This is a genomic window from Streptomyces sp. NPDC055955 (assembly GCF_042270245.1).
Lineage (GTDB): Bacteria > Actinomycetota > Actinomycetes > Streptomycetales > Streptomycetaceae > Streptomyces.
In genome coordinates this window covers 68,893-84,738 of record NZ_JBHJYS010000002.1, presented here as the reverse complement: position 1 = coordinate 84,738, position 15,846 = coordinate 68,893, and the positions used below count along the sequence as shown (strand labels likewise).

Below are 15,846 nucleotides of genomic sequence, written 5' to 3'. Positions count from 1 at the left end.
TCGTGGACACGGACGGAAAGCACAGCGCGGAGCAGCTGCACTGTCTGGTCACCGGAGCGTCCGGATACATCGGAGGACGCCTGGTACCGGAACTGCTGGCGGCCGGTCACCGGGTCCGCTGCCTGGCCCGCTCGCCGGGCAAGCTGCGTGACCACCCCTGGGCGGCCGCCGCCGAGACGGTGCGCGGAGACGTCACCGACGCCGAGTCGGTCGAAGCGGCCATGCGTGGCGTCGATGTCGCGTACTACCTCGTGCACTCCCTCGGATCCGGGTCCGGCTTCGAGGACACCGATCGCCGCGCGGCCCGGATCTTCGCCGAGCGGGCGCACGCAGCCGGCGTACGGCGCATCGTCTATCTCGGAGGGCTCACTCCGCAGGACGTACCCGAGAAGTCCCTCTCCCCGCACCTGCGCTCCAGGGCTGAGGTCGGCCGCATCTTCCTCGACGCCGCGGTGCCCGCCACCGTGCTCAGGGCCGCTGTCGTGATCGGCTCGGGGTCGGCGTCGTTCGAGATGCTGCGCTATCTGACGGAGCGGCTGCCGGTGATGGTCACCCCGAGCTGGGTGCACACCCGCACGCAGCCCATCGGGGTCCGCGACGTGCTGCGCTATCTCGTCGGCTCGGCCACCATGCCCACCGACGTCAACCGGGCCTTCGACATCGGCGGGCCGGACGTCCTGACGTATCGGGAGATGATGCGCCGCTACTCCGAGGTCGCCGGACTGCGGCGGCGGATCATCGTGCCGGTGCCCATGCTCACCCCGCGGCTGTCCAGCCACTGGGTCGGCCTCGTGACCCCGGTGCCGGCGTCCATCGCCCGGCCCCTCACGGAGTCGCTTCGCCACGAGGTCGTCTGCCACGAGCACGACATCGCCCGCTACGTGCCCGACCCGCCGGGCCGGCCTCTGCCGTTCGACGAGGCACTGGCCCTGGCGCTGCGCAGGGTACGGGAGGCGCAGGTCGCCACCCGGTGGTCGTCCGCCGCCCTCCCCGGTGCGCCCAGTGACCCGCTGCCCACCGATCCCGACTGGGCCGGCGGCAGCCTCTACCAGGACGAACGGGAACTGTCCGTCGAGGCATCCCGGCAGGCCCTGTGGAAGGTGATCGAGGGGATCGGCGGCGACAACGGCTGGTACTCCTTCCCGCTGGCCTGGGCGGTCCGCGGCTGGATGGACCGGTTCGTGGGCGGAGTCGGCCTGCGCCGCGGGCGACGTGACGCGGAGCGTCTGCGAGTCGGCGACTCGCTGGACTTCTGGCGCGTCGAGGAGATCGAACCCGAACACCTGCTGCGGCTGCGCGCGGAAATGAGGCTGCCGGGCCTGGCGTGGCTGGAGATGTACGTCGAGGCGGGCACCGAGGGCCGCACCCGCTACCGGCAGCGCGCTCTGTTCCACCCCCGCGGCCTGCTGGGCCATGCCTACTGGTGGTCCGTCTCCCCCTTCCACGCCGTCGTCTTCGGTGGCATGGCCCGCAACATCACCCAGGCCGCCGCCAAGGGCATGAGCGCCCGCAAGTAGCTCCCGCACCGACCGCGTCCGGCACTCGTGCCGCGAGCGAAGACAGCGGCACGAGCGCGCACACCCCGCGTCACCGCCGGGGAGTGGGCCCGCGCGGTCAGCTGACGGCCGGCCGGCGACCGGCCCAGGGGAGGGCGAGTTCGAGGGTGCGGGACACCTGGAGCAGGAGGTCCTCCCGCCACGGCGCGGCGACGATCTGGATGCCCACGGGCAGGCCGGTGGCCTCGTCGTGGTGGACGGGGAGGGAGATCGCCGGCTGGCCGGTCACGTTGAACACCGACGTGAACACCCCCATGGGATAGCTGTTCACCAGTGCTCTCAGGGGATCGTCCCCGGTACCCGTCCGCCAGGCACCGACGAGCGGCGGAAGACAGGCCATCGTCGGCGTCACGAGGAGGTCGAAGCCGGCGAGGAAGCCTTCGACGATGCGCCGCGACAACTGCTGCGTCCTGCGCACCCCTTCCGCGTACGCCCACGAGTCGATCGCTTGTGCCGCCTCCCGCAGAGCGCGATTGTGCGGCTCGACACGGTCCGGTTCCGCGAGCGCGATCCCGGCACCGCCGACGTTCCACAAGGTCGTGAACGCGGTGACCAACTCGTCGGTCGACGATGTGCTGGCCGGCGGATTCGAGCGTCCGCAGAGCGACGTCGACGGCTTCGACGCACGCCGGGTGCACGCGTATCCCGTCGATCGGGGAGTCGGTGAGCGCACCGACGCGCAGCCCGGTCGGTGCGTCCGTCTCCATCGCGGCGGCGAAGGACGCGCGCGGCGTCGGCGGCGACCACCACGCGCCGGGGTCGTGGCGCGCCAGCACGTCGAGGGCCGCCGCGGTGTCCGCCACCGAGCGGGTGAGCACGCCGCCGGTGCCGAGACCCTCCACCTCCACGACGGCGCCGGTGACCCGGCCGCGGGTGGGCTTGAGGCCGACGAGGCCGTTGCACGACGCGGGGATCCGTATCGACCCGCCGCCGTCCTCGGCGTGGGCGATCGGCGCCATCCCGGCGGCGACGGCGGCGCCCGCTCCGCTCGACGACCCGCCGGGCGTGCGGTCCGGGTCCCACGGGTTGCGCGAGATGCCCAGGGCGTCGCTCTCGGTGAAGGGCAGGCTGCCGAACTCGGAGGTGGTGGTCTTGCCCAGCAGGACGAAGCCCGCGTCCACGAACCGTCGCACGACCGGGTCCGAGGCCTCGGCCGGGGGCCGCCCCGCGCCGGCGGACCCATGGGTGGTGGGCCAACCGGCCACGTCAGCAAGGTCCTTGACCGGCAGCGGGACGCCGTGGAACGGCGGGAGGTCTTCGACGGACGCGGCCCGCGCCACCGCATCGGCAGCGCGGGACGCGGCTTTGCGGACGTCGTCGTCGGCCCGGTGGCAGAAGGCGTTCAGCCCGGGGTCGAGCCGGTCCATCCGCTCGAGACAGCAGTCGGCCAACTCGACCGGGCTCACCTCCTTCCTGCGGACTGCCGCGGCGAGTTCGACGGCGGGTGTGAACGGGTCGATCGGCGAGCGCATCACGGGTGGCCCTTTCCGGTACGGGGCGTGCGGGAGCCGTCAGTGTCGTCGCGCACCGGACATCGCGTCTTGGACGAATGTCCCGTAGCTTTGGCGCCATGCGATCCGGCGAGCCGGCCCATGACGCCGCGTCGGTGTGGGACATCGCCACACCGCCGCGGCACGGTCGGCTGCCGGGAGTCAGCATGGCCGGATTCCGGGCCCGTACAAGCGACTTCGTCGACCTGGGCCTGGTCCCGTACCCGGCCGTCACGGTGGCCGTCGACCTGAGCGACCGGCCGCTCGTCGTCGACGACCACAGCGGTCGGCAGGAGAGCGGCAGCGTCGTCGTGGGGCTCGCGTCCGGCGGCGTTCGAGGACGCGGCCGGGACATCGAGTGCCTGCAGGTGCGGCTGTCGCCGCCGGTCGCGCACGCGGTACTGGGCGCCTGCGCGGAGCCGGGTGCCACGGTGCTCTCCCTCGACGGCCTCTGGGGCCGTGACGCCGCGCGCACCCAGGAGCAACTGCGAGCTGCCGGGTCATGGGAGGCCCGGTTCGCGATGATTGAGGCCGCGCTCCTTCGACGACACGAGGCGGGCCGAGCGGTCGACCCCGAAGTCGCCTTCGTGTGGGGGCAGATGGTGACACATCGGGGAGGGGTCCGCGTCGAGCGGCTGGCGGCCGAGGTCGGGTGGAGCCGTAAGCGTCTGTGGTCCCGGTTCCGCGCCCAGATCGGTCTCACCCCCAAGCGCGCAGCGCAGCTTGTGCGCTTCGACCAGGCGGCCCACCGGCTGGCCGTGGGGCACAGCGCCGCTCGGGTGGCGGCGGAGATCGGCTACGTCGACCAGTCGCACCTCCATCGAGATGTCATGGCCTTCGCCGGGGTGACGCCCACGGCTGTCGCGGCCGCGCCGTGGCTCGCGGTGGACGACGTCGCATGGGCCGCCCCCGCCTACCTGTCCTCCTCCTGACCCACGGTCCGCACCCGGCAGGCGCGGGCTGCACCCGGCAGTCAGGAGGCCATCCGGCAGGCGCGGGCCACCCCGCGGGCACGAGGCCGGTCGTGCGGGGCACGGGGGACATTTCTACAAGACGCCCGGCAGTCGAGCCGGTGACACTGCGAGCATGTCCAAGAACCGGAAAGACTCCTCATCGCCGGACGTCCGGTGGCCGCGTTACGGCGTCGACGCGCCGGCGTTCCCGGCACTGCTCGGCGCCGCAGGCGCGGCCTGCTGCCTGGCCGCAGGCCGGTGGCGGCCGGGACGGAAAGCGCTGACAACCGTGGGGACGGCGCTGATCGCCCAGACCGGCATCTACCTGCACACCACCTTGCGCGGCAAACTGCGTGTCTGGAGGCGGGAGTTGGACCGCGCCGCCCTGAAGGGCGACGAGCGGCTCCTGGACCTGGGCTGCGGTCGCGGCGCGGTGCTCATCGAGGCGGCCAGGCGACTGCCGACGGGCCACGCCGTGGGCGTGGACCTGTGGTCCGGAAAGGACCAGAGCGGGAACCACCCCGACGTCACGCTCGCCAACGCCGCGGCGGCCGGGGTCGCCGACCGCGTGGACGTACAGACGGCCGACATGACCGCACTGCCGTTCGCCGACGGCTCCTTCGACGTCGTGACGAGCGCGATGGCGATCCACAACATCCCGTCGCCCGAGGACCGATACCGCGCGGTGGACGAGGCCCTGCGGGTGCTGCGTCCCGGCGGCCGCTTGATCGTCGCCGACTTCTGGCCCATGGCCAAGCAGTACGCCGACCACATCGGGCAGGGCACACTGCGCGGACTCGGCCCTGAGTACTGGTACGGCGGCCCGTGGCTCGGCGCCCTCCTGCTGCATGTCGTCAAAGAGCGCTGAGCAGGTTGCACGGCGAGCGGCGCCTGGCCGGCAAGTGCCCGGGCCAGGCGCCTCATGGTGGACCTCCGGCAGAACCGGAGCCCCTGCGCCGAGCAGCTCGCCCACAGGTTCCTCGTCCGCCGGCGATACAGCGCTTGGCCCACGCTGACCGGTGAAATGGGCGGTCGGCCCGGCGCGTTGGGCGGTGACGGCCGGAAAGGTCTGGATCTCGGGACGCTGGGGAGGGGGCACGGCGTCGGCGCCTGCCTCGGGGGCCGTGGTACCCGCGACATCGCCCGTGCCCGCGGCGTCCCGGTCCTGTCCTGCGACAGGCTGGATACCTGCATGCGCTGCGCCGCCGTCGCGGCCCCGCCGGACTTGACTCGCTCAGGCGACCGTTGGCCTGGCCCCATAGCTCCCCGTGGAGTGCCATCGCAGCGGCGGCGCAGCACCTCACGGGGAAGCGAGGGCCGGCGCCTCCTGGGCCGACCCGGACGACCCGGGCGGTGGCAGGGGACCGGCCTGGTGCTCGGATCGGGCGGCCGGCCCGTCCGATCCGAGCACCAGGCCGGCCGCACGGGCCGGCTGCCGCGCTGCGCGCAGCCGCAGTTACTCAGCGCGCCCGGCCCCCGGGTGCCCAGGACGGGTGGGGGAGAGGATGCGACGCTGGAGTGAGGTGCCCGCGAGTGGAGGCCCGAGCGCGACTCATCCGGGTCCGGGGCCCTCCGCTTCGGCCTGGTGGCCAGGTCCCGGTGCGGCTCCATGGCTGCGTCGCAGATCCGTGCGGTCAGTCGGTGAGCCCGTCGGCCAGGGGCACCACTCGCCGAGCGTCGCCAGGCTGCGTCTCCGCGTGGATCCGGTCCGCCAGGACCAGGACCGCGCGACCAACCCGGAAGGCAGGTGCGTCCCATGCGCACGTCGACCCGTATCGCCGGTGCCCTCACCGGCCTGACCCTCGCCCTCGGCGGTGCGGTCTTCGCCGCCCCCACGGTCCGGGCGGACATCCCCGCCTGCGCGAAGATGGCCGAACTGGCCGGTGCCACCGCTTCCGACTCCGTCACAGCGGCCTGCAGCCGTGGCGTGGTCGGAGACCTGCAGAGTTGTGTGTCCGGGCTGACCGGTGCCGGAGTGGCGGGCGGCGCCGCGACCGGTGCCTGCCGGGCTGCGGCCCACGAACCGCGTTAGCGTCGCCCACGAACCGCGTCCGAGGACCGCGCGGCAGCCGGCCGCCGGTACCGGCCGGAGGCGGGCCACGGCCCGTCTCCTCACCGAACCCGGCCTGTCCCGGACACGACGCGCCCCCGGTGGGCAGCCTCGACGCCGGGGACATTCACGTCGCCCCGCTCCTCACCGACGCGTACGCGGCGTACCGATGCGGCCGGTCGAGGGCGGTGACATCGTGCCTTTCCGGGGCCGGGCAGTCACGGCCCGGGCGCGGCCCGGGCCTCCCCTCGCGGGCCTCATGCGGAGCGCCCATGCTGGGTAAGAGGGCGCCGTCGTCTTGAGACTTGTCCTTCCCGAAGGCCGAACGAAGGCGCCTGAGAGGAGGAGGAAGTCATGCGCATGCGGAAAATCCTGGGCCTCGCCCTGGCCGCGGCAACCCTGGCCGGTGTGAGCGCCGTCGGCGCTGTCAGCGCCGAGGCCGCCTCATCTCCGAACATCACCAGAGACGAGTGCACGGCCGCCGGCGGGCAGGTCATGGCACGCCCCTACGCCGGCTACGTCTGCGCGATGCCTGACGGGACCTCGCAGCCGATCAGCTGATCGGTCGGCGCCCCGCTGGGCAACCAGCCCGGTGCACCCGGCGCGGTGCGTACGGCGTGACGGCGCCCGGTCCACCGTCGGGTGCCTCGCTCACGCCCGTCTCGACACCGCGGCACCCGCGATGGTGGACGCCGACGGCGTCGACGCCTGGGCCGTCACTGCTTCGAAGCGGTCCGCGACGTCATGAACACCGCGCTCGCAGCCGTCCTGAACGGCCTCGGCCGCGTCGTCGTGCGGTGACCGGCGAGACGGTCCGGATTTTCCAACCGTATGGATCGCGAATGTTGTTGATGCTCCGCAGCTCCTGAACATGGCGAAGACCTCCGGTGTGGTGGGAGTTGTCCAACAACCCCGCACGGAGGTCTTCGTGTCCCGCCGTGAGGCGGCAGACCGTCTTCGGCGGGCGGCTGCCGGTCCAGCGTGTCTGCTCGGGCCGACCGGTCGCGCCTGGTCCGGCCGAGGCAGGTACATCCTCCCGTGCCACTGCCCACATGCAGCGCTCCACGAACCCACCGGCCGTCTCTGTCCCCCTTGCCGCGGGCCCCTCCCCGCCGCCGAGTCCCGCGTCCGCGACCCGTGCCGGATCGCCGGCTCGGCCCCGCACGGATCGGTCCGATACTGCGGCGTTCCGGCCTCGACCGTGCACCGGATCCTGGCCCGACACACCTTGATACGGCCTGATACGGCATGACGCGGCCTGAACCGTCCGGCCCGGCTCGACAGGCCCACCGGACTGCTCGTCCGACGTGCCGTGCTCTTCGACGCCCCAGGGGAGGACTCCGTCGTTCGGCCCATCAAGAGCACTGGTGACAGCGCCGAAAAGGATCAAGCGGAGTCGCCCCACGCTCACGTTCCGGTACGCCTCCGTGCCCCAGGCCGCCCCGATGACGGCGGTCCCGTACCCCGGCCGCGAGGCCCGGAGGAGATCCCGCATGCGCGTCTTCCTGCCCCTGACCGCCGTCACCACCGCCGCGCTCCTGCTCGGCACGGTCACCGGCGCGGCTCCCGCCACAGCGGACCGGAACCCCGACGGCACGCGACTGGTCAAGGTGTCCCACGGCGACCCGTACGCGCGCTGCACCATCGGCGCGAGGTCCCCCGACAGCATCGTCTACCCGGCCACCGAGGTCGAGCCGTACCTGTCCGTGGATCCGCGCAACCCCAAGCGTGTGGTCACCGTGTTCCAGCAGGACCGCTGGAACGACGGCGGCGCCCGTGGCCTGGCGGCCGGCTGGACCACGGACGGCCACACCTTCCACCGGAGCACGCTGCCGTTCAGCCTGTGCGCGCCTGGCGGCGCGGACTTCGAACGGGCCACCGACCCCTGGGTGAGCACCGGACCGGACGGCATTGTCTACGCGAGCGGGGAGGGCGTCGACTTCACGAAGAGCACGCGCACCGGCCTCCTGGCCGTCACCTCCCGCGACGGCGGCCGCACTTGGCGGAACCTCACCACCACGCACGTCGACGAGCAGCCGTTCTTCAACGACAAGCCCTCACTCACCGCCGACCCGATCCGCAAGGGCACCGCCTACCAGGTCTGGAACCGTCTCGACAACGATCCGCCCCGTCCCAGCTCCCTCGACGGTCCGGGCTACATCTCCCTCACCCGCGACGGCGGCCGCACCTGGAGCGAGGCGAGGCGCTTCGTCGACACCAGCGCCGTGCCCAACACCCAGACCATCGGCCATCTGATCGTCGTCGACCGCCGCACCGGCACCCTGTACGACTTCTTCGACCGGATCACCTACGCCGACGACCTGAGCACCGTCCTCGAAGCCCGCTACGAGGTGGTCACCTCGACCGACGCCGGAGAGACCTGGAGCGCCCCGGTCACCGTGGCCCGGGACACCTCCGTACCGGAGGTCGACCCGAACGACCCCACCAAGCTGTTGCGCGCCGCGTCCACCCTGCCCAGCCCGGCTGTCGACCCGAAGACGGGCACGCTCTACATGGCCTACGAGGGCTCGGACTTCTCCGGCGGCAGGTTCGACTCCATCCAGCTGGTGCGCTCCACCGACCGCGGACGCACCTGGGGGACCCCGAAGCTGATCAGCCTCAAGAGCGTGCCGGCCTTCTCCCCGTCGATCGCGGTCGACGAGCGGGGCACGGTCGCGCTCACGTATTACGACCTGCGCTTCCTCAAGCCCGGCAACACCACCACCCTGCCCACCGCCTACCAACTGGCCACGCTGCCGCACGGAAACGCGAAGCTCCGGACCGAACGACGGATCTCGCGGGTCTTCGACTGGCTGCAGGCGCCGTTCGCCGGGGGCTACTTCCTCGGCGACTACCAAGGCCTGGTGGCAGACGGCAGGGGAGTACGTGCGGTGCTCACCGAGACCCACTCCGGCGCACCACGAAACCGTACGGACGTGTACACCAGCAGTCTCCGCACCCGCTGATCGACGCGGACATCGTCGACCGGCCCGAACGCCGACGGCTGAAGGAGCAACAACTGTGCTGAGCAGCGGAAACGGTGGTCTTCTGGGATCAGGGCAGTGGCCTGGACCGCGTGTGGTCCGGATCTTGGCCAGCCGGCAGGATTCACCACCGTGCCGTGGAGCCACCGGGGGACGCGGTCACCGTCGTGCTGCGCCCGACGTCCGGCCCGGCTGTCACGACATCCGAAGTCAAGGCCCCCGCGCACCGGTTGGGCCGCGGCCGGAGTGGCGGCAGCCGCTGCCGTGGCGTCCGCGCCCCGTGCCACGGTCGTGCTCAGCAGCTGCTCCGGCTCCGTCGTGAGCACCTCAGCTCCCTGCCGAGCGACCCCGTGCTCGTCCCGCGTACGCCACAGTGACCGACTCGGACATCTCGATCCGACCGCTGACCGGGACCTGCGCAGAAGTCCAGAGCCGGTACGGCACCAGAGCTCTGATCCTCAACGGCGTCCACCGACGCAGGGTTCGTCAGACCACGCCGGCTCTCTCGCGCCGAAGCCGTACGGCCGCAGGTGGCGGCGCTCGGTCGACCATGCCGTGGCTCGCACGGTTCTCATCGGTGAGCGGGAGGCCCCTGACGAGTCCCGGGCTGCTGCAGCCGGGCTGCGAGCTCCCCGGGCAGGACATCCCGGTTTGCCGCAGTGAGGTGGACGACCTCGATGCCGGCACGCCGCCTGAGGGCGTCGGTGAACGGATCGCGGTGCGTGTGGACGGTGGCAACGACGTCGACCTCGGCGACGAAGAGAGCATCGACCGCGTCCCGGAACGCGGTACACGCCAGTTCCATCCGCCCCAGCTCGTCGATGAGCACCAGCCGCCCTGCCGACTCCGCCGTCGGCCGCAGCGCAGGCAGCGCCAGTCGTTCCATGACGCCCAGGTCGACACCGTATTTCCCTACCCGCGGTGGACCGGGCAGGTCGACATGGGCGAGCACCTCGCGTCGGCCCGCCAGGGTCTCCAGGGCGAAACCGACCCGGGCGCCGGACTGCCGGATCTCCTCGGTGGTGAAGCCGGTGACCGGGCGGGTGGACAGCAGCGCGGCCAGCCGCCGGAGTGCGGTCGTCTTGCCCGCGCCAGGGCGGCCCTCGAGCAGGATCCTTGTCGGCACACCGCCATTTTCGCCCCCGCCACCCGAGGTGGGCCGGGCGGGCACGGCCGAACGAGGGGTTTCGGGTGCTCACCTGTGCCGACGCCGCCGCGCGCGGGTATGGCGGCGCCCATGAGCGGAATTGAACTCAGCAGCACCGCGTTCGACGACAGCACGGTGATCCCCCGTCGCCACAGCGGGGAGGGAGAGAACATTTCACCGCCCCTGACCTGGTGTGGGGTGCCCCGGGAGGCCAGGGAGCTGGTGCTCCTGTGCGAGGACCCGGATGCACCGGGGACGACCTTCCTGCACTGGCTGGTGACCGGCATCGATCCGGGAACCGCCGGTGTGGCGGAGGGCCAGAAACCCCAGGGCGGATTGCCGTGGCCCAACGGATTCGGGCGCGTCGGCTGGGGAGGGCCGATGCCCCCGCCGGGGCACGGGCAGCACCGCTACTTCTTCCGCTTGTACGCCCTGTCCGAGCCCCTGCCGCTGCACGGCCGCCCGGGCGCCGAGGACGTGCACCGTGCGTTGAAGGGGAGGGAGCTGGCGTCGGGCACCCTGGTCGGGACCTATCAGCGCTGAGGGTGTCATCGCCGGTGGCGTCACCGCTGGTCGCAGCCGTGGGCGCCGAACCGCCGAACCGCCGAACCGCCGAACCGCCGAACCGCCGGACGAACCGGGCCGCGTCGCCGATCCTGCGGTGTATCAGGCCGTGCGCCTGCCGCTCGGAACGGCTTCAGGCGCTCCTGCCCGCCCGGCCTGGAGCGGCTCCCGGCGCCTGCGGGAACCACTCCGCAGACGATGACGGCGTCGTACGCTGCACGGCGCGAGATCCCGAGGGGCCCGTCGCCGAGTACGCCTTCGGCCTTGTAGGCCCCGCCCTTTCCGGCCGACCGGACAAGGCGGGCCTACTCGAGCAGATCGGGCCGGAGTTCGACGCCGACGGCGTACGTGGCCGGGCGGGCCGGCAGCGCCGTCTCCCGACCGTGTCCGGTCCCGCCCCCCCCGCACTTGTTCGTCTCCGGTGAGGCCGGGCGCGGGGCCGTCATCGCGATCAGCGACGGCTGGGTGGGCACCTGCCGGTGGGGGGAGTTGGACGCGGGCAGCGCGCTGGTGTCAGGACGGTGTCCCAGGGTCGGTGTACCGCAGCAGGGCGCCCACGCCCTCGTACAGCCTGAGCTCGCTCTCCGGTACGACGACCAGTTCGGCACCGGTACCGACGAGGGCCCTGACGAGGGCCTCGTCGACGCGCTCCTCACGCGGCGCCCGTACGCCGAAGGACGTCAGTTCCGCCTCGCTCAGGGCGAGCTGCGTGGGCTGTGAGCCTGCCCAGAGCCGCAGCGAGGACGCGGGCGGGCGGTTCAGCAGCAGTGCCGCCACTTGGCCGCGCTGGAGGGCGGCCACCGTGGGAGCCAGCCCTTCCGTCATGGGTCCGTCCAGGGCGCGCCGGCCGATGAAGATGTCCACGAGTTCCCGGTCGTGCGCGGCCATGTGGCCGCGGAAGACGCCGTCGAGCTGTGGCTCCAGCAGGGCACGTCCGGTGTCGGTGGGCGTCCGACCGCCCACGCGTACGACCTTGTCCCGAAGGGCGTGCGGCAGGCGGCGGATCAGTACGTTGCACGCCCACTCGTCGCCGCCTACGACGACGGCGTCGGCATGGGCGCGCCGCGCCCGCTCGTCCAGCCGATGGCCGAGCCGGAGGGCGGTGCGGTGCCAGATCGCGACTGCGACCCTGTGGTGCAGCCGCTCACCCGGTGTGACGGTGGACACCGGCCACGTGCCGGTCTCCGCCTCCAGCGTCACCCAGCCGTGGGTTTCGGCGGTCGGGAGGCCGCCGTAGTGGACGACCACGGCCATGTAAGGGATCTCCGGAACGTGCTGGGCCACGAGGGGCATCGCGTCCGGCAGGGTGCTGTAGCGCGCAGAGTCGTGCTCGGGCGGCCGGGGCAGCTCCCCGTTCAGGACGAGCGTGCCGTGGGCGGCGAAGAGGGTCTGCCCGTGCAGCCCGGGCACCTCGGTGTCGGAGCCGACCACCTCCTCCAGTACGTTGAGCAGCCCCCTGTCCGCGCCCTGACGGGACAGGCTCTCGCGCAGCCGCCGCCAGCGCAGCGCGATCGCCCGCTCGGGATGCTCGATGTTTCGGGAGGTATCCAGGTACACGGAGACGTACGGGCCAGGCTCTGCGTAGAGGGGCTCCAGGAACGACAATCTCATCGCCACTCCTCGTCGACGGTGCCGATGGTCCCCCCACCTTCGATGATGCCTGCAGCGGGGCGACTGACCGCGACGAGCGCAGAGCGCCGGTGGCACAGCGGCCGCCGATCTCGCCTTCCAGGCCCTTGGCATGCGCGGGAGCGTGGTGGGCGCCGGCGGCGGAGGAGCGGTCCGGTGCGTCCAGAACCCGGCCGAGACGACCTTCTTGCGCCGCCGCCCCGGTCGCCGTTTGCGTCAGCAGTCGGTCCTGCGCGTCCTGGACGGCGATCTCGCTGCGCCAAGGTCGCATCTCTCGGGCGATGTTCATCCCACCGACTCCGCGCGTTCCGTGCAGTTCGTTCAGGGCTTCGTAGAACGTGGCCGGCGCGGTGTTCAGCGCCCCGTCCCGCAGCCACGCCGACGATGACGGCTCCTGACGACAGGGGAACAGTGATCGCGCGGTCGAGGGCTCATGGCAAGGGTTCACATGGTCGCTCAGAACCCAACACGCTCGAACAGTGACGCCCATGAGAGCCGTTCGGCGTGTCGAACGTCAAGGGTTCTGTCGCATCTTTCCCGGCCCATGGATTTGGTGAGACATCGGTTGAGTCGGCCCCGTTCCGCCTCTTGGATTGCGAAGCTGGTGCATGCCTCAGAGGAAAGCGCTTTCCCTGAACGGCCTTGGTTTTACTGGTAGTTGCCGATGTGGTGGCCATAAAGTCCAAGGCCGTCTGACATTCGTCCATGGCGTCACCTGAGTCGCGGCGATTAGAACTCAGCGGAGGCCGGACTCCGATGATTCACAGGCCGGCGTGGGTGCGGAACGCACTGACTGTGCCTCCAGTAATCCACCACAACCAAACATCGGTCGGTGTCTGCCGGAACGATCACACACTCCCCTTCCACCCCGGAGTCGACATGACCTGGACAACCAAGTGGAGACCGGTGCTGTTTGCCGCGCTCCTGGCACTGCTCCTCGCTGCCGTGACGGGCTGGGGCGCACCGCGTGCCCACGCGGCGACCAGTACGGCCATCACGATCGACGGCACGCAGTCCGGCCGTGCCTTCGACGGCATCGGCGCCATCAGCGGCGGCGGCGGGAACTCGCGGCTGCTGATCGACTACCCCGAGCCGCAGCGCAGCCGGATCCTCGACTACCTCTTCAAGCCCGGTTACGGGGCTTCCCTGCAGTTCCTGAAGCTGGAGGTGGGTGGCGACACCAACTCCACCGACGGCGCCGAGCCCAGCCACATGCACACCCGCGACAAGGTGGACTGCAACACCGGCTACGAGTGGTGGCTCGCCGAGCAGGCCAAGGCGCGCAACCCCCACATCAAGTTCCAGGCCCTGTCCTGGGGTGCGCCGGGATGGATCGGCAACGGCGACTTCTGGTCCCAGGACACGGTCGACTATCTGATGTCCTGGTTCGGCTGCGCGAAGAAGCACGGGCTGACCATCGACTACGTGGGCGGCTGGAACGAGCGGGGCTGGGACGCCGACTGGTTCAAGAAGCTCAAGTCGACGCTCGTGGCGAAGGGTTACCGCACCAAGGTCGTCGCAGCCGAGAGCTTCGGCTGGGACATCGCCGACGCGATGGCCGAGGACAGTGAGCTGAGCGACGCCGTCGACGTCATCGGATCGCACTACCCCTGCGGCTACCAGAGCGACTTCACCTCATGCCCGTCCAGCGACGCTGCCCAGGCCTCGGGCAAACCGCTGTGGGCCAGCGAGAACGGGTCCCTCGACACCGACGGCGGGGCCGAGGCCGTGGCCCGCGCCATCAACCGCGACTACATCGACGGCCGGATGACGGCGTACGTCAACTGGCCGGCGATCGCCTCGCTCTACCCCAACCTCTCCTTCGCCACGGACGGCATGTCGATCGCCAACCAGCCCTGGTCCGGCGCCTACCACATCGGCGCGACGACCTGGGTGACCGCGCACACCGCGCAGTTCACCCGTCCCGGCTGGCGCTACATCGACGCGGCGAGCGGCTATCTGGGCGGTGACCGCACGAACGGCAGCTATGTCTCGCTGAAGTCCTCCGGCCGGTCCGGCGACTACTCCACCGTCATCGAGACGATGGACGCCACCGCGGAGCAGACCGTCAACCTCACCGTCCGGGGCGGCCTTTCGACCGGAAGGGTCCATGTCTGGTCGACCGACGTGGCATCGTCCGGTACCGACGACGACTTCGTGCGGGGCGCGGACATCAAGCCCGTGGACGGCACGTACTCGCTGACCCTCGAGCCCGGGCACCTCTACACCCTCACGACCACCGACGGCCAGGGCAAGGGCGCCGCGACCTCCCCCGAGAAGGCCCCGCTGGAACTGCCGTACTCCGACAACTTCGACAAGCTGGCCGCCTCGAAGAGCCCCCGGTACTTCACCGACATGAACGGGGCCTTCGAGACCACGGCGTGCGGCGGCGGCCGCTCCGGGACCTGTCTGCGGCAGATGGCGCCGACCAGCCCGATCCGGTGGACGGACGAGCCCTACAACGCCCCGTACACGTTCATGGGCGACGGATCCTGGACCAACTACACCGTGACCGCGGACGCCCTGTTCAGCGAGAAGGGCACGGTCGAACTCCTCGGCCGGGTCGGTCAGCAGGGACGTAACAACAACGGCCTGAACGCCTACCACCTCCGCGTGGGCGACGACGGCACCTGGTCCATCGACAAGAGCGACACCACGTGGAAGTTCACGAAGCTCACCGGGGGACGGACCGGCAAGCTCGGCCTGAACAAGTGGCACAAGGTCGCCTTCACCCTGCAGGACACGAAGCTGACCGCCTCCGTCGACGGCAAGGAACTCGGCAGCGTCACCGACTACTCGCTCAGCGGCGGCCAGGCCGGGCTCGGGGTGACGGGCTATCAGACCCAGCAGTTCGACAACTTCGCCCTGACCCCGGGCGCACCTTCGCCGCAGCACCTCGGCGCCGTCACCTCGGCCCTGACCGACACCTGCCTGGCGGCGGAGAACGGCGCCGACGCCAATGGCACCCGGGCCCTGGCGGGCACCTGCGACGACAGCGCCGGACAGCAGTGGTGGTGGGGCAACGGCCGGCTGAGGCTGGGCAGTTCGACCGGCAAGTGCCTGGACGTCACCGGCGCGGGCACCGAGAACGGCTCCCCGGTCGAACTGTGGGAGTGCAACGGCGGCGGCAACCAGCAGTGGGTGCCCCAGCCGGACGGCACGCTCCAGGGCCAGGCCTCCGGTCGGTGCCTCGTGGTGCCCGGATCCGACATGTCGAAGCAACTGGTGATCCAGGACTGCGACGCCACCGCGGCGAACCAGCGCTGGGCCATTCCGTAGCAGGTCGCGAGGCGCACGCCTGGGCCTGACCCGATCGATGAGGTGCGACGACGGCCACGACACGTACACCTGGCCGTCGTCGCACCACACGTCGTCCTTCCCGCGGCCACCCCGCCCGGAGCAGCCCTCCGCGTCATCGCGCCGAGCGTCGTCTGAGGGCCGCCTGCGCGCGGGGACAACGAACGAAAGGAACG

The 15,846-nt window shown here is 71.5% G+C and carries 11 protein-coding genes and 1 pseudogene; 8 read left to right on the top strand and 4 right to left on the bottom strand.

Annotation, left to right across the window (positions count from 1 at the left end; genetic code table 11):
- Positions 1–2: 2 nt before the first annotated feature.
- Positions 3–1,517: an SDR family oxidoreductase gene (locus tag ACFC96_RS03700; RefSeq protein WP_376254159.1), complete on the top strand. Its 1,515-nt coding sequence runs from the start codon at positions 3–5 to the stop codon at positions 1,515–1,517.
- A gap of 97 nt (positions 1,518–1,614) precedes the next feature.
- Here the strand turns inward: ACFC96_RS03700 and ACFC96_RS03695 are convergent, their stop codons facing one another.
- The gene (locus tag ACFC96_RS03695) at positions 1,615–2,112 is read right to left on the bottom strand and encodes an amidase family protein (RefSeq protein ID WP_376610007.1); all 498 of its coding nucleotides are present in this window, start codon (positions 2,110–2,112) and stop codon (positions 1,615–1,617) included.
- A 19-nt stretch (positions 2,113–2,131) separates the two neighbouring features.
- Positions 2,132–3,028, bottom strand: a pseudogene (locus ACFC96_RS03690) (amidase); the annotation flags it as partial.
- Positions 3,029–3,126: 98 nt separating this feature from the next.
- Between ACFC96_RS03690 and ACFC96_RS03685 the strand changes: the two are divergent.
- From ACFC96_RS03685 to ACFC96_RS03665, 5 genes are all read left to right on the top strand, one after another.
- Positions 3,127–3,978 carry a helix-turn-helix domain-containing protein gene (locus tag ACFC96_RS03685; protein WP_376610006.1) on the top strand — a complete coding sequence of 284 codons (852 nt, stop codon included), beginning with the start codon at positions 3,127–3,129 and terminating at the stop codon, positions 3,976–3,978.
- A gap of 154 nt (positions 3,979–4,132) precedes the next feature.
- Entirely contained in the window at positions 4,133–4,867 is a 735-nt protein-coding gene (locus ACFC96_RS03680; RefSeq protein ID WP_340458343.1) for a class I SAM-dependent methyltransferase, read from the top strand.
- An 888-nt stretch (positions 4,868–5,755) separates the two neighbouring features.
- Complete coding sequence (locus ACFC96_RS03675; RefSeq protein ID WP_340458344.1) at positions 5,756–6,031, top strand: hypothetical protein; 276 nt, start codon at positions 5,756–5,758, stop codon at positions 6,029–6,031.
- Between the two features lie 372 nt (positions 6,032–6,403).
- Entirely contained in the window at positions 6,404–6,610 is a 207-nt protein-coding gene (locus ACFC96_RS03670; protein WP_376610004.1) for a hypothetical protein, read from the top strand.
- 932 nt (positions 6,611–7,542) lie between these two features.
- Positions 7,543–9,015: a neuraminidase (sialidase) gene (locus ACFC96_RS03665; RefSeq protein WP_376610002.1), complete on the top strand. Its 1,473-nt coding sequence runs from the start codon at positions 7,543–7,545 to the stop codon at positions 9,013–9,015.
- A 589-nt stretch (positions 9,016–9,604) separates the two neighbouring features.
- On the opposite strand, the gene ACFC96_RS03660 is transcribed toward ACFC96_RS03665, so the two are convergent.
- Positions 9,605–10,159, bottom strand: a complete 555-nt coding sequence (locus ACFC96_RS03660; protein WP_376610001.1) for a nucleoside-triphosphatase — start codon at positions 10,157–10,159, stop codon at positions 9,605–9,607.
- A 111-nt stretch (positions 10,160–10,270) separates the two neighbouring features.
- On the opposite strand from ACFC96_RS03660, the gene ACFC96_RS03655 reads away from it, so the two are divergent.
- Positions 10,271–10,723, top strand: coding sequence for a YbhB/YbcL family Raf kinase inhibitor-like protein (locus ACFC96_RS03655; protein WP_376227341.1), 453 nt, complete (start codon positions 10,271–10,273; stop codon positions 10,721–10,723).
- 534 nt (positions 10,724–11,257) lie between these two features.
- Here ACFC96_RS03655 and ACFC96_RS03650 read toward each other — a convergent pair.
- Entirely contained in the window at positions 11,258–12,355 is a 1,098-nt protein-coding gene (locus ACFC96_RS03650; RefSeq protein ID WP_376609999.1) for a hypothetical protein, read from the bottom strand.
- 897 nt (positions 12,356–13,252) lie between these two features.
- On the opposite strand from ACFC96_RS03650, the gene ACFC96_RS03645 reads away from it, so the two are divergent.
- On the top strand, positions 13,253–15,652 hold the full coding sequence (locus tag ACFC96_RS03645; RefSeq protein WP_376609997.1) for a ricin-type beta-trefoil lectin domain protein: 2,400 nt from the start codon (positions 13,253–13,255) through the stop codon (positions 15,650–15,652).
- Positions 15,653–15,846: the final 194 nt, after the last annotated feature.

Excerpts from the sequence above, each read along its gene's own strand:
- ACFC96_RS03685 (WP_376610006.1), top strand. The coding sequence starts at position 3,127 with ATGCGATCCGGCGAGCCGGCCCATGACGCCGCGTCGGTGTGGGACATC.
- ACFC96_RS03680 (WP_340458343.1), top strand. The coding sequence starts at position 4,133 with ATGTCCAAGAACCGGAAAGACTCCTCATCGCCGGACGTCCGGTGGCCG.
- ACFC96_RS03675 (WP_340458344.1), top strand. The coding sequence starts at position 5,756 with ATGCGCACGTCGACCCGTATCGCCGGTGCCCTCACCGGCCTGACCCTC.
- ACFC96_RS03670 (WP_376610004.1), top strand. The coding sequence starts at position 6,404 with ATGCGCATGCGGAAAATCCTGGGCCTCGCCCTGGCCGCGGCAACCCTG.
- ACFC96_RS03665 (WP_376610002.1), top strand. The coding sequence starts at position 7,543 with ATGCGCGTCTTCCTGCCCCTGACCGCCGTCACCACCGCCGCGCTCCTG.
- ACFC96_RS03655 (WP_376227341.1), top strand. The coding sequence starts at position 10,271 with ATGAGCGGAATTGAACTCAGCAGCACCGCGTTCGACGACAGCACGGTG.
- ACFC96_RS03650 (WP_376609999.1), bottom strand. The coding sequence starts at position 12,355 with ATGAGATTGTCGTTCCTGGAGCCCCTCTACGCAGAGCCTGGCCCGTAC.
- ACFC96_RS03645 (WP_376609997.1), top strand. The coding sequence starts at position 13,253 with ATGACCTGGACAACCAAGTGGAGACCGGTGCTGTTTGCCGCGCTCCTG.